Origin of the sequence: Mesorhizobium sp. M1D.F.Ca.ET.043.01.1.1, from assembly GCF_003952385.1 — a bacterium.
Lineage (GTDB): Bacteria > Pseudomonadota > Alphaproteobacteria > Rhizobiales > Rhizobiaceae > Mesorhizobium.
The window spans coordinates 23,180-37,479 of sequence record NZ_CP034444.1; the positions used below are offsets into that span (position 1 = coordinate 23,180).

The 14,300-nt window shown below is 63.6% G+C and carries 8 protein-coding genes; 2 read left to right on the top strand and 6 right to left on the bottom strand.

Features of this window, described 5'->3' with window-relative positions; translation table 11 throughout:
• Positions 1-42: 42 nt before the first annotated feature.
• From fusA to rpsL, 3 genes are all read right to left on the bottom strand, one after another.
• Positions 43-2,133, bottom strand: coding sequence for an elongation factor G (gene fusA, locus EJ067_RS00180; protein WP_126084119.1), 2,091 nt, complete (start codon positions 2,131-2,133; stop codon positions 43-45).
• A gap of 29 nt (positions 2,134-2,162) precedes the next feature.
• Positions 2,163-2,633, bottom strand: a complete 471-nt coding sequence (gene rpsG / locus EJ067_RS00185) for a 30S ribosomal protein S7 (protein WP_041003106.1) — start codon at positions 2,631-2,633, stop codon at positions 2,163-2,165.
• A 62-nt stretch (positions 2,634-2,695) separates the two neighbouring features.
• Complete coding sequence (gene rpsL, locus EJ067_RS00190; RefSeq protein WP_006202128.1) at positions 2,696-3,067, bottom strand: 30S ribosomal protein S12; 372 nt, start codon at positions 3,065-3,067, stop codon at positions 2,696-2,698.
• A 462-nt stretch (positions 3,068-3,529) separates the two neighbouring features.
• Between rpsL and EJ067_RS00200 the strand changes: the two genes are divergently transcribed.
• Complete coding sequence (locus tag EJ067_RS00200; RefSeq protein WP_126084121.1) at positions 3,530-3,811, top strand: transcriptional regulator; 282 nt, start codon at positions 3,530-3,532, stop codon at positions 3,809-3,811.
• Between the two features lie 99 nt (positions 3,812-3,910).
• Complete coding sequence (locus tag EJ067_RS00205; RefSeq protein WP_126084122.1) at positions 3,911-4,840, top strand: Gfo/Idh/MocA family oxidoreductase; 930 nt, start codon at positions 3,911-3,913, stop codon at positions 4,838-4,840.
• Between the two features lie 21 nt (positions 4,841-4,861).
• On the opposite strand, the gene EJ067_RS00210 is transcribed toward EJ067_RS00205, so the two are convergent.
• The 3 genes from EJ067_RS00210 to rpoB all read right to left on the bottom strand — a co-directional run bounded on the left by EJ067_RS00210 (position 4,862) and on the right by rpoB (position 14,106).
• Positions 4,862-5,527, bottom strand: coding sequence for an O-methyltransferase (locus EJ067_RS00210; RefSeq protein ID WP_126084123.1), 666 nt, complete (start codon positions 5,525-5,527; stop codon positions 4,862-4,864).
• A gap of 97 nt (positions 5,528-5,624) precedes the next feature.
• Positions 5,625-9,821: a DNA-directed RNA polymerase subunit beta' gene (gene rpoC / locus EJ067_RS00215; protein WP_126084124.1), complete on the bottom strand. Its 4,197-nt coding sequence runs from the start codon at positions 9,819-9,821 to the stop codon at positions 5,625-5,627.
• 148 nt (positions 9,822-9,969) lie between these two features.
• The gene (rpoB, locus tag EJ067_RS00220; protein WP_126084125.1) at positions 9,970-14,106 is read right to left on the bottom strand and encodes a DNA-directed RNA polymerase subunit beta; all 4,137 of its coding nucleotides are present in this window, start codon (positions 14,104-14,106) and stop codon (positions 9,970-9,972) included.
• Positions 14,107-14,300 lie beyond the last annotated feature (194 nt).

Sequence of the window (14,300 nt, forward strand, 5' to 3'; positions counted from 1 at the left end):
CCGTGCGGGGCTCAAATTAAGGTCTCGTGCAACCCGCTCGAGTTACGCGTATTTCTTCTGGACTTCCTGGGCGACCGCGGTCGGAACCGGTTCGTAGTGGTCGAACTGCATCGTGTACTGGGCGCGGCCCTGCGACATCGAACGCAGATTGTCGACGTACTTGAACATGTTGGCCAAAGGCACCATGGCGTTGATGACGACAGCCACGCCACGCGCTTCCTGGCCCTGGATCTGGCCGCGGCGGCCGTTGAGGTCGCCGATGACGCCGCCGACATAGTCTTCCGGCGTCACGACCTCGACCTTCATGATCGGCTCGAGCAGCTGCACGCCAAGCCGGGGCGCCGCTTCCTTGAAGCAGGCGCGGGAGGCGATTTCGAACGCCAGCACCGAGGAGTCGACGTCGTGGAAGGCGCCGTCGATCAGCGTCGCCTTGACGCCGATCATCGGGAAGCCGGCAAACGGGCCGGAGCCCATGACGCTGTTGATACCCTTCTCGACGCCCGGGATGTATTCCTTCGGCACCGCACCGCCGACGATCTTGGACTCGAACACGAACTCTTCGCTCTCGGTGTTCGGCTCGAACACGATCTTGACGCGAGCGAACTGGCCGGTACCGCCGGTCTGCTTCTTGTGCGTGTAGTCCTGCTCGTGCGTGCGGGTGATCGTCTCGCGATAGGCCACCTGCGGAGCGCCGACATTGGCCTCGACCTTGAACTCGCGGCGCATGCGGTCGACGATGATGTCGAGATGCAACTCGCCCATGCCGGCGATGATGGTCTGGCCGCTTTCCTCGTCGGTCTTGACGCGGAAGGACGGATCCTCGGCCGCCAGACGATGCAGCGCGAGGCCCATCTTCTCCTGATCGTTCTTGGTCTTCGGCTCGATGGCGATCTGGATGACCGGATCGGGGAACTCCATGCGCTCGAGGATGACCGGGTGCAGCGGATCGCACAGCGTGTCGCCGGTGGTCGTGTCCTTGAGGCCGGCCAGAGCGACGATGTCGCCGGCATAGGCTTCCTCGATGTCGGCGCGCGAGTTCGCATGCATCTGCAGCATGCGGCCGATGCGCTCCTTCTTGCCCTTCACGGTGTTGTCGAGCGACGCGCCCTTCGAGAGCTTGCCCGAGTAGATGCGGGCGAAGGTCAGCGAACCGACGAACGGGTCGTTCATGATCTTGAACGCCAGCATCGACAGCGGCTCGTTGTCGTCGGCGTGACGCTCGATCTCGGCATCGGTCTTGGCGTCGACGCCCTTGATGGCCGGCACGTCGATCGGCGACGGCAGGTATTCGACAACGGCGTCGAGCAGCGGCTGCACGCCCTTGTTCTTGAAAGCCGAACCGCAGAACATCGGGAAGAACTTGACCGCGATGGTGCCCTTGCGGATCAGCGCGCGGATCTCGTCGTTCGACGGCATCTTGCCTTCGAGGTAGTTCTCGAGCGCCGTCTCGTCCATCTCGACGGCGGCCTCGATCATCTTCTCGCGGTACTGCTCGGCCTTGTCCTTGAGGTCAGCCGGGATCTCGACGACGTCCCAGGCAGCGCCCAGCGTCTCGTCGCGCCACACAAGCGCGTTCATCTCGACGAGGTCGACGACGCCCTTGAACTCGGTCTCGGCGCCGATCGGCAGCTGCATGACGACGGCCTGCGCGCCGAGGCGCGAGCCGATCATTTCTTCCGAGCGGTAAAAGTCGGCGCCGATCTTGTCCATCTTGTTGCAGAAGATCATGCGCGGCACGTGGTACTTGTCGGCCTGGCGCCACACGGTCTCGGTCTGCGGCTCGACGCCGGCGTTGGCATCGAGCAGCGCAATCGCGCCGTCGAGCACGCGCAGCGAACGCTCGACCTCGATGGTGAAGTCGACGTGTCCGGGGGTGTCGATGATGTTGAAGCGCCGCATCTTGCCGTCACGACCCTTCCAGAAGGTCGTGGTGGCGGCGGACGTGATGGTGATGCCGCGCTCCTGCTCCTGCTCCATCCAGTCCATGGTGGCAGCGCCGTCATGGACTTCGCCGATCTTGTGCGACTTGCCCGTGTAGTACAGGACGCGCTCGGTCGTCGTCGTCTTGCCGGCGTCGATATGCGCCATGATACCGAAATTGCGGTAGTCTTCGATTTTGTATTCGCGGGCCATGGGAGGTGCCTCTCAGTCTCGTTCGCGCTTTACCAGCGGTAGTGCGCGAAGGCGCGGTTGGCTTCTGCCATCTTGTGGGTGTCTTCACGCTTCTTGACGGCCGTGCCGCGGTTGTTGGCCGCGTCCATCAGCTCGCCCGAGAGGCGGTCGACCATGGTGGTCTCGTTGCGGTTGCGCGCGGCGGCGATCAGCCAGCGGATGGCCAACGCCTGACGGCGCTCGGGGCGCACGTCGACCGGAACCTGGTAGGTGGCGCCGCCGACGCGACGCGAGCGCACTTCCACATGCGGCGCGACATTGTCGAGCGCCTGGTGGAAGACGGCGACCGGCTCCTGCTTGGTCTTGGCCTGGACCTGGTCCAGCGCGCCGTAGACGATCGTCTCGGCAACCGACTTCTTGCCATCATACATGACGGCGTTCATGAACTTGGTGACGACCAGGTCGCCGAACTTGGGGTCCGGGTTGATCTCACGCTTTTCTGCACTGTGACGACGGGACATGGCTTTTGTCTCTCAATCTCGTGGCACGGCGCAGTCAAAAAAAGCGCCGAAGCCGGAAACCCTTACTTCGGACGCTTGGCACCGTATTTCGAACGGCGCTGCTTGCGGTTCTTCACACCCTGCGTGTCGAGCACGCCGCGGATGATGTGATAGCGGACGCCCGGCAGATCCTTGACGCGGCCGCCGCGGATCATGACCACCGAGTGCTCCTGAAGGTTATGGCCTTCGCCCGGGATGTAGCCGATCACTTCGAAACCATTGGTCAGGCGGATCTTGGCCACCTTGCGCAGCGCCGAGTTCGGCTTCTTCGGCGTCGTGGTGTAGACGCGCGTGCAGACGCCCCGCTTCTGCGGGTTCTGCTGCATGGCCGGGACCTTGTTGCGCTTCACCGGCGCCAGGCGCGGCTTGCGGATCAGCTGGTTGACGGTAGGCATTAAACCCTCTTGTCTCTCAATTCCGTGTCTCGCCCTGTCAGGGCCGCTCAAAGCGTCATTTCCATACGCAAATTCGGGCAACACACCGCGCCTCGCGGTCCTGCCCGAACAAATTGCAGAGGAAGCGGAAGCCGCTTCATGCGCGCCGGAGATGTCTTTTCGCTCGTAAAACGAACCCTGTTTGAGGCAAACTCCAAGGCGCGTCGCCTCGGAAAGGAAAGTCTCACATCGGTTCTGACGTGGCGGCTTCTACCCGCAAGGCCCCTGTCCGTCAACCCCGGAACGGGAAATATTGCGCGCCTTCCGAAGCTTGGCAGCCATGCGGAAAACGCATGTAATTTTCTTGCGTCTTTTTTCAAGGACGAGGAAGAAAGTGACCGGCTTTCACCTGTCATCCCGGCCGGCTTCGTGCAAAAAGCGGGCATGAATGGCAAAAAGCCGCTCTTCCGGAGGAATCAGCCCGTGAACGACAACGAAGAGCGCCCGGTCACAATCATCACTGGCCGGGTGTGGCGGCGAAAAGGCGGCAAGCCGGAGGGCGTGCATGTGATGCTGGTCGCGCCCGACGATGATTCCGCCGTGCGCCGCGCGCTCGAATCGCTGGCGGCGGAAGGATTCGCCGAAGCCGAGCTCGACCAGATCGGCGACATGGAAGGCGCGCCCGACGAAGAGCCGCATCTGTCGGCCTATCAGGGAGCGCTGGAAGGCGAGGTTTCGATCGTCACGTTCGACGAACCGATCTGATTCGAGACGCCGATCCCCGCGGCACGATGTCATCGCGGCTTGCCGGGCAGCTCTGTCCTGCCTAGAAACACCTGTCTCTTCCAATCCCTCGGAGCTCCCATGACCAGCAACCCCATCAGGCTCGGCATCGTCGGCGTGGGAAAGATCGTCCGCGATCAGCATCTCCCCGCCCTGGCGAAGGACGCCAGCTACCAGCTTGCGGCCGCGGCGAGCCGCCACGGCAAGGTCGACGGCATTCCGAATTATCCGACCATTGAGGCGATGCTCGCGGCCGAGCCCAGCCTGGAAGCCGTCTCGCTCTGCATGCCGCCGCAGTTCCGCTACGACGCGGCGCGCACGGCGCTCGAAGCCGGGAAGCAAGTCTTCCTGGAGAAGCCGCCGGGCGCCACCGTCAGCGAAGTCGAGGATCTGAAGGCGCTTGCCGCGAAGAGAGGCGTTTCGCTCTTTGCCAGCTGGCATTCGCGCTATGCGCCGGCGGTCGAGGCCGCGCGGGCTTTCCTGGCCTCGGCGAAAATCAGCTCGGCCGCCATCAACTGGAAAGAGGACGTGCGCCGCTGGCACCCGAACCAGGAGTGGATCTGGGCGCCGGGCGGCTTCGGGGTGTTCGATCCGGGCATCAACGCGCTGTCGATCGCCACCCATATCCTGCCGCCGATGTTCATCACCTCGGCCGTGCTCGACTTTCCGGAGAACCGCGCTTCGCCGGTCGCGGCGCATGTCGCTTTCCGGACCTCGAACGGCCTGCCGGTGACGATGGAGCTCGACTGGCTGCAGACCGGTCCACAGAGCTGGGACATCCTGGCCGAGACCGACAAGGGCAAGATGGTGCTCTCGGGCGGCGGCGCAAAACTCGCCGTCGACGGCAAGATCATCCATGACGAGCCGGAGGCCGAGTATCCGATGCTCTACAAGCGCTTTGCGGAGATCGTGCGGGCCGGCGTCTCCGACGTCGACCTGGCACCGCTGCAACATGTCGCCGATGCCTTCATGCTCGGCAAACGAAACGTGGTCGAGGCGTTCTTCGACTGAGGTGACGGGACTGGCGGGCCGTCAATCCACGATCGCGATCGCGAAGCCGTCATAGCCCTTGGCGCCGACGGTCTGGATGGCGGTGCCGTCAAGCCGCTTCTCGCCGCCGATGAATGAGAAGGCGGCGCGAGCCCCTTCGACATTCACGTCGCCGCTCCTTTCGTCCACCACGGCGCCGTCGCGGATGACGTTGTCGCAGACGATGACCGTGCCTGAGCGCGCCAGCTTCATTGCCCAATCGAGATAGTTCGGGTTGTTCGGCTTGTCGGCGTCGATGAAGATCAAGTCGAACGGACCGGCATTTTCATTCGCCAGCGCGGCAAGGGATTGAAGCGCGGGACCGATCCGCAGGTCGACCTTGTCGGAAACCCCTGCCCGCTCGAAATTCGAGCGCGCAATCTTGGCGTGGTGTGGGTCAAGCTCAAGCGTCACGACCTTGCCGTCGGCAGGCAGGGCCCTTGCCATCCAGACGGTCGAGTAGCCGCCGAGCGTGCCGATCTCGAGCACTTTTTTCGCGCTGCCAATCCGCACCAGCAGCGAAAGCAATTTGCCTTGCGCGGCGGAAACATCGATCGCCGGCAGGCCCTGCTCGCGGTTGGCTGCAAGCACCGCGTCAAGTGCCGGATCCGCATCGAAAAGAGAGGAAACGATATAGTCGTCGACGGCCGTCCAAGTCCTGGCGCTCATGGTTCTCCTCGTCCTTAGCGGGAATGCAAAGAGGCGTAACCGGAATGCAAAAAGGGGCCACGCGGGCCCCTTTTTCTTTCTCTCATCCCATCCGCGCCTACTGCGCGGCGTTGACCATGTTGGTCAGCATCGGCTCGGCGACCTCGACACCGGAGGCCTTGCGGCGCTCGTCGATGATCAGCTCGTCACGCGAGGTGGCGATGCGCCGGATCTGGCTCATCGTGCCGCCGGTTCCGGCCGGGATCAGACGGCCGACGATGACGTTCTCCTTCAGGCCCTGCAGCATGTCGGTCTTGCCGGCAACCGCGGCTTCCGTCAGCACCCTGGTCGTCTCCTGGAAGGAGGCGGCCGAGATGAAGGACGGCGTCTGCAGCGAGGCCTTGGTGATGCCGAGCAGCACAGGCTGGCCTTCGGCCGGCTTCTTGCCGTCCTCGATCAGCCGCTCGTTGACCTCTTCCAGCTCGATCACGTCGACATGATCGCCCGGAATGTAGGTCGAGTCGCCCTGCGTGGTGATCTCGACCTTCTGCAGCATCTGGCGAACAATCACCTCGATGTGCTTGTCGTTGATCGACACGCCCTGCAGGCGGTAGACCTCCTGGATCTCATTGACAAGGTAGGACGCAAGCGCCTCCACGCCCTTGATCGCCAGGATGTCGTGCGGCGCGGGGTTGCCGTCGAGGATGTAGTCGCCCTTCTCGATGACGTCGCCGTCCTGCAGATGGAACGGCTTGCCCTTCGGGATCAGGTACTCGACCGGCTCCAGCGTCGAGTCATGCGGCTCGATGATGATGCGGCGCTTGTTCTTGTAGTCGCGGCCGAAGCGGACCGTGCCATCGATCTCGGCGATGATGGCGTGATCCTTCGGACGGCGAGCCTCGAACAGTTCGGCAACACGCGGCAGACCGCCGGTGATGTCCTTGGTCTTGGCGCTTTCCATCGGGATACGCGCCAGCACGTCGCCCGGACGGACATGCGCGCCCGGCTCGACCGAGAGGATGGCCTCGACCGAGAGCAGGAAGCGTGCATCGCCGCCCTTCGACAGCTTGCCGACCTTGCCCTTGGCGTCCTGAACGACGATCGCCGGCTTCAGGTCGCTGCCGCGCGGCGTCGAACGCCAATCGATGACCTCGCGCTTGGTGATGCCGGTCGATTCGTCGGCCGTCTCCTGAACGGAGATGCCGTCGACCAGATCCTCGAACGCCACCTTGCCCTCGATTTCGGTGAGGATCGGGCGAGTGTACGGATCCCACTCGGCGATGCGCTGGCCGCGCTTCACCTTGTCGCCATCGTCCACGAAGATGCGCGAGCCGTAGGCGACGCGGTGCGTGGCGCGCTCCTTGCCAGTCTCGTCGAGGATCAGGACCGCCATGTTGCGGCCCATGACCATCTGCTGGCCTTCGGAGTTCCGCACCACGTTGCGGTTGCGGATCTCGACCTTGCCCTCATAGGAGGCTTCGAGGAACGAGGAGTCCACCACCTGCGCTGTGCCGCCCATGTGGAAGGTGCGCATGGTGAGCTGGGTGCCCGGCTCGCCGATCGACTGCGCCGCGATGACGCCGACGGCCTCGCCCTGGTTGACGGGCGTGCCGCGGGCAAGATCGCGACCGTAGCAGACTGCGCAGACGCCGGTCCTGACCTCGCAGGTCAGCGCCGAGCGGATGCGCACCGACTGCACGCCGGCCTTCTCGATCTGCTCCACATCGCGCTCGTCCATCAGCTTGCCGGCCTTGACCAGCAGTTCGCCGGAGACCGGGTGGTTGATGTCGTCGAGCGCCGTGCGGCCCAGCACGCGCTGACCGACCGAGGCGACGATCTGACCGGCATCGACGATCGGCTGCATGGTGAGGCCCTTGTCGGTGCCGCAATCCAGCGAATTGACGATGCAGTCCTGCGCCACGTCGACCAGACGGCGGGTGAGGTAGCCCGAGTTCGCAGTCTTCAACGCGGTGTCGGCCAGACCCTTGCGGGCGCCGTGGGTCGAGTTGAAGTACTCGAGCACGGTGAGGCCTTCCTTGAAGTTCGAGATGATCGGCGTCTCGATGATCTCGCCCGAAGGCTTGGCCATCAGGCCGCGCATGCCGGCGAGCTGGCGCATCTGGGTGGGCGAACCGCGCGCACCCGAATGCGACATCATGTAGATCGAGTTCATCGGCTTCTGACGGCCATTGTCCTCGAATTCCACCGCCTTGATGCGGGCCATCATCTCGTCGGCGACCTTTTCCGAGCACTTGGCCCAGGCGTCGACCACCTTGTTGTACTTCTCGCCCTGGGTGATCAGGCCGTCATTGTACTGCTGCTCGTACTCCTTGGCCAAAGCCTCGGTGTCGGAGACCAGCTTCAGCTTGGTGTCCGGGATCACCATGTCGTCCTTGCCGAACGAAATGCCGGCGCGGCAGGCATGGGCGAAGCCGAGAGCCATGATGCGGTCGCAGAAGATGACCGTCTCCTTCTGACCGCAGTGGCGGTAGACGGTGTCGATCATCTTGGAGATGTTCTTCTTGGTCATCTCCTGGTTGGCGGTCTCATAAGGCACGTTGACGTTCTTCGGCAGAAGCTCGCCGATGATCATGCGGCCAGGCGTGGTGTCGTAGATCTTCGACACGACCTTGCCTTCTGCATCGACCGTGCGGAAGCGGCCCTTGATCTTGGCGTGCAGCGTCACGGCCTTGGTCTCCAGCGCGTGCTGGAGCTCGCCCATGTCGGCGAACACCATGCCTTCGCCCGGCTCGTTCTGGTTGACGATCGACAGATAGTAGAGACCGAGAACCATGTCCTGCGACGGCACGATGATCGGCGCGCCGGAAGCCGGGTGCAGGATGTTGTTGGTCGACATCATCAGCACGCGGGCTTCGAGCTGCGCTTCCAGGGACAGCGGCACGTGGACCGCCATCTGGTCGCCGTCGAAGTCGGCGTTGAAGGCCGTGCAGACCAGCGGGTGAAGCTGGATCGCCTTGCCTTCGATCAGGATCGGCTCGAACGCCTGGATGCCGAGGCGGTGCAGCGTCGGCGCGCGGTTCAGAAGCACCGGATGCTCGCGGATGACCTCGTCGAGGATATCCCAGACCTCCGGACGCTCCTTCTCGACCAGCTTCTTCGCCTGCTTGACGGTCGAGGAGAAGCCCTTGGCGTCGAGGCGGGCGTAGATGAAGGGCTTGAACAGTTCGAGCGCCATCTTCTTCGGCAGGCCGCACTGATGCAGCTTGAGCTCCGGACCGGTCACGATGACCGAGCGGCCGGAATAGTCGACGCGCTTGCCGAGCAGGTTCTGGCGGAACCGGCCCTGCTTGCCCTTCAGCATGTCGGACAGCGACTTCAGCGGACGCTTGTTGGCGCCGGTGATGACGCGGCCGCGGCGGCCGTTGTCGAACAGCGCGTCGACGGCCTCCTGCAGCATGCGCTTTTCGTTGCGCACGATGATGCCCGGCGCGCGCAGCTCGATCAGCCGCTTCAGGCGGTTGTTACGGTTGATGACGCGGCGATAGAGGTCGTTGAGGTCGGACGTGGCGAAACGGCCGCCATCCAGCGGAACCAGCGGCCGCAGGTCCGGCGGGATCACCGGAACCACCTTCATGATCATCCATTCCGGACGGTTGCCGGATTCCATGAAGTTCTCGACGACCTTGAGCCGCTTCAAGAGCTTCTTCTGCTTGAGCTCGGACGTGGTCGAAGCCAGCTCCGAGCGCAGATCGCCGGCGATCTTCTCCAGGTCCATGCCGGCCAGGAGGTCATGGATGGCCTCGGCGCCGATCATGGCGGTGAAGGAATCCTCGCCATACTCGTCGACGGCCAGCATGTATTCTTCCTCGCTGAGCAGCTGGTGCTCCTTCAGCGCGGTGAGGCCGGGCTCGGTGACGATGTAGTTCTCGAAGTAGAGGACGCGCTCGATGTCCTTCAGCGTCATGTCGAGCAGCGTGCCGATGCGCGAGGGCAGCGACTTCAGGAACCAGATGTGGGCGACGGGCGCGGCGAGCTCGATATGGCCCATGCGCTCGCGGCGGACGCGCGACAGCGTGACTTCGACGCCGCACTTCTCGCAGATGACGCCCTTGTACTTCATGCGCTTGTACTTGCCGCACAGACACTCGTAGTCCTTGATCGGGCCAAAAATGCGCGCGCAGAACAGACCGTCACGCTCCGGCTTGAAGGTGCGGTAGTTGATGGTCTCCGGCTTTTTGATCTCGCCGAACGACCAGGACAGAATCTTCTCAGGGCTGGCGAGCGAAATCCGGATGGAATCGAACACCTGCGCCGGCGCCTGGGGATTGAAGAGATTCATGACCTCTTGGTTCATGCCGTTCTCCTTTTCGGGGTCCTCGAAAACCCCTTGCATCGTTCGCGGGCCGAATGCCCGCAGACTGGCCGGCCTGACCGGCCGAAGAATTTGAGGGGCGCGCCGCGTCTTGGGTTGCGGCGCGCCATTGCCTTACTCGGCCGCGCCCCTATTCGGCAGCATCTGGCAGCCGGACGGGGGCTTCGTCGAGCTTGGTGTTCTCCAGCTCGACATTGAGGCCGAGCGAGCGCATTTCCTTGACGAGAACGTTGAAGCTCTCGGGAATGCCGGCCTCGAACGTGTCGTCGCCACGGACGATAGCTTCGTAGACCTTGGTGCGGCCGGCGACGTCGTCCGACTTCACCGTCAGCATCTCCTGCAGCGTGTAGGCGGCGCCGTACGCTTCGAGCGCCCAGACCTCCATTTCGCCGAAGCGCTGGCCGCCGAACTGCGCCTTGCCGCCCAGCGGCTGCTGGGTGACCAGCGAGTACGGGCCGATCGAACGCGCGTGGATCTTGTCGTCCACCAGGTGGTGAAGCTTGAGCATATAGATATAGCCCATCGTCACCTTGCGATCGAACGGCTCGCCGGTGCGTCCGTCATAGAGCTGCGACTGACCGCTGGTGTGCAGGCCCGCCTGCTCCAGCATGATGTTGATGTCGCCCTCATGCGCGCCGTCGAACACCGGGGTCGCGATGGAGACGCCGCGGCGCATCTGCTCGCCGAGGCGAATGATGCTTTCGTCGTCGTACTCGCGGACCGGCTCGTTGCGGTCATTGGCCGGCATGAAGCTCTCGATCGTTTTGCGCAGCGGCTTGATGTCGCCGCCCGCCTTGTACGCCTCGATCAGCTCGCCGATCTTCCTGCCCATGCCGGCGCAAGCCCAGCCCAGATGCGTTTCCAGGATCTGGCCGACATTCATGCGGCTCGGCACACCCAGCGGGTTGAGCACGATATCGGCATGCGTGCCGTCCTCGAGGAAAGGCATGTCCTCGACCGGAACGATGCGCGACACGACACCCTTGTTGCCGTGCCGGCCGGCCATCTTGTCGCCCGGCTGCATCTTGCGCTTCACGGCCACGAAGACCTTGACCATCTTCATGACGCCCGGAGGCATTTCGTCGCCGCGCTGCACCTTCTCGACCTTGTCCATGAAGCGCTGTTCCAGCGCCTTCTTGGAATCGTCGTACTGGCCGCGCAGGGCTTCCAGTTCGCTCTGGAGCTTTTCGTTCTCCACCGCGAACTGCCACCACTGCGAGCGCGGATAGTCGTCGAGCGTATCCTTCGACAGCTTCGAGCCCTTCTTGAAGCCCTTCGGTCCGGCGATCGCATCCTTGCCGACCAGCATGTCGGAAAGGCGCGAGTAGACGTTGCGGTCGAGGATCGCCTGCTCGTCGTCGCGGTCCTTGGCCAGGCGCTCGATCTCCTCGCGCTCTATCGCCATGGCGCGCTCGTCCTTCTCCACGCCGTGGCGGTTGAAGACGCGCACTTCGACGACCGTGCCGAAGGTGCCAGGAGGCATGCGCATAGACGTGTCGCGAACATCCGAGGCCTTTTCGCCGAAGATGGCGCGCAGCAGCTTTTCTTCCGGCGTCATCGGGCTTTCGCCCTTCGGCGTGATCTTGCCGACCAGGATGTCGCCCGGCTGCACTTCCGCGCCGATATAGACGATGCCGGCCTCGTCGAGGTTCTTCAGCGCTTCTTCCGAGACGTTCGGAATGTCGCGCGTGATTTCCTCCGGTCCGAGCTTGGTGTCGCGCGCCATGACCTCGAACTCCTCGATATGGATCGAGGTGAAGACGTCGTCGGCGACGATGCGCTCCGACAAGAGGATCGAGTCCTCGTAGTTGTAGCCGTTCCACGGCATGAACGCGACCAGCACGTTGCGGCCGAGCGCCAGATCGCCGAGCTCCGTCGACGGACCGTCGGCGATGATGTCGCCCTTGTTGACGCGGTCACCCATGCGCACCAGCGGACGCTGGTTGATGCAGGTGTTCTGGTTCGAACGCTGGAACTTCATCAGCCGGTAGATGTCGACGCCCGACTTGCCGGGATCGAGATCTTCCGTGGCGCGGATGACGATACGCGTCGCGTCCACCTGGTCGACGATGCCGCCGCGGCGGGCGCCGATGGCGGCGCCGGAGTCACGGGCGACGATCGGCTCCATGCCGGTGCCGACGAACGGCGCCTCGGCGCGCACCAGCGGCACGGCCTGACGCTGCATGTTCGAGCCCATCAGCGCGCGGTTAGCGTCGTCGTTCTCGAGGAACGGAATGAGGGCCGCGGCCACCGAAACCATCTGCTTCGGCGACACGTCCATCAGGTCGACGTTCTCGCGCGGCGCCATCATCACTTCGCCGGCGTTTCGGCAGATGACGAACTCATCGACGAAGCCGCCGTTCTTGTCGAGCTCGGCGTTGGCCTGCGCGACATGGTGCTTGGCCTCTTCCATCGCCGACAGATAGACGACTTCATTGGTCAGCTTGCCGTTGACGATCTTGCGGTACGGGCTCTCGATGAAGCCGTACTTGTTGACGCGCGCGAAGGTGGCCAGCGAGTTGATCAGGCCGATATTCGGGCCTTCCGGCGTCTCGATCGGGCAGATGCGGCCGTAATGCGTCGGGTGCACGTCGCGCACCTCGAAGCCGGCGCGCTCGCGGGTCAGACCGCCCGGTCCGAGCGCCGAGAGGCGGCGCTTGTGGGTGATCTCCGACAGCGGGTTGGTCTGGTCCATGAACTGCGACAGCTGCGAGGAGCCGAAGAACTCGCGCACCGCGGCGGCGGCCGGCTTGGCGTTGATCAGGTCCTGCGGCATGACCGTGTCGATCTCGATCGAGGACATGCGCTCCTTGATCGCGCGCTCCATGCGCAGCAGACCGACGCGGTACTGGTTCTCCATCAGCTCGCCGACCGAGCGCACGCGGCGGTTGCCGAGATTGTCGATGTCGTCGATCTCGCCCTTGCCGTCGCGCAGTTCCACCAGCGTCTTGACCACGGCCAGGATGTCCTCCTTGCGCAGCACGCGCACGGTGTCCTCGGCCTTGAGCTCGAGGCGCATGTTCATCTTGACGCGGCCGACGGCCGACAGGTCATAGCGCTCGCTGTCGAAGAACAGCGAGTTGAACATGGCTTCGGCGGTCTCGAGCGTCGGCGGCTCGCCCGGACGCATGACACGGTAGATGTCGAACAGCGCGTCCTGGCGGCTCTCGTTCTTGTCGACGGCTAAAGTGTTGCGGATATAGGCGCCGACATTGACGTGGTCGATGTCGAGGATCTGGATCTCGTCCTCGCCGGTGCCGAGCAGCACCTTCAGCGTCTTCTCGTCGATCTCGTCGCCGGCCTCGAGGAAGATCTCGCCGGTGGCGTAGTTGACGATGTCCTCGGCCAGGTAGTTGCCGAGCAGGTCCTCGTCGGTCGCCTTGATCGCCTTGAGACCCTTCTCGCCGAGCTGGCGAGCCTGGCGGGCGGTGATCTTCTTGCCGGCCTCGACGACGATCTCGCCGGTGTCCGCGTCGACCAGATCGCCGACGGCCTTGAGGCCGCGGAAACGCTCGACGTTGAACGGAATGCGCCAGTGGTCGCCGGCGCGCTTGTAGGTGATCTTGTTGTAGAAGGTCGACAGGATCTCCTCGCCGTCCATGCCAAGCGCCATCAGCAGCGACGTCACCGGGATCTTGCGGCGGCGGTCGATGCGGGCGTGCACGACGTCCTTGGAATCGAACTCGATGTCGAGCCACGAGCCGCGGTAGGGGATGACGCGCGCGGCAAACAGAAGCTTGCCCGACGAGTGCGACTTGCCCTTGTCATGGTCGAAGAAGACGCCCGGCGAGCGGTGCATCTGGGAGACGATGACGCGCTCGGTGCCGTTGACGATGAAGGTGCCGTTCGACGTCATGAGCGGCATGTCGCCCATGTAGACGTCCTGCTCCTTGATGTCCTTGATCGACTTCGCGCCGGTGTCCTCGTCGATATCGAACACGATGAGGCGCAGCGTCACCTTCAGCGGGGCGGCATAGGTAAGGTCGCGCTGACGGCACTCGTCAACGTCGAATTTCGGTCCTTCGAACTCATACTTCACGAATTCCAGCATTGAGGAGCCGGAAAAATCGGAGATCGGGAAGACCGACTTGAAAACGGCCTGCAGTCCTTCGTCCGGACGCCCGCCCTTGGGCTCGTCCACCATCAGGAACTGGTCATAGGATGCCTTCTGAACCTCGATCAGGTTCGGCATCTCCGCAACTTCCGGGATCTTTCCGAAGAACTTGCGTACGCGTCTGCGGCCATTGAAAGTCTGGGTCTGGGCCATCGTCGCTCCTTAGCTCGATTCTCGGGGCAAACCTCGCCGCGGTTCGCCTTGCACTGCGGGCCGCTTCGGCAGCCCCTGTCTGTTTCTCCGGACCGCCCTTGCTTGGCGGCAGCCGGTTAAAACGGGAGAAAAACCCGTTTCCTGAAGGCCGTTTCCGGCCCTCAGGAAAGAGGTTTTCAAACGTCTCGCGCAAC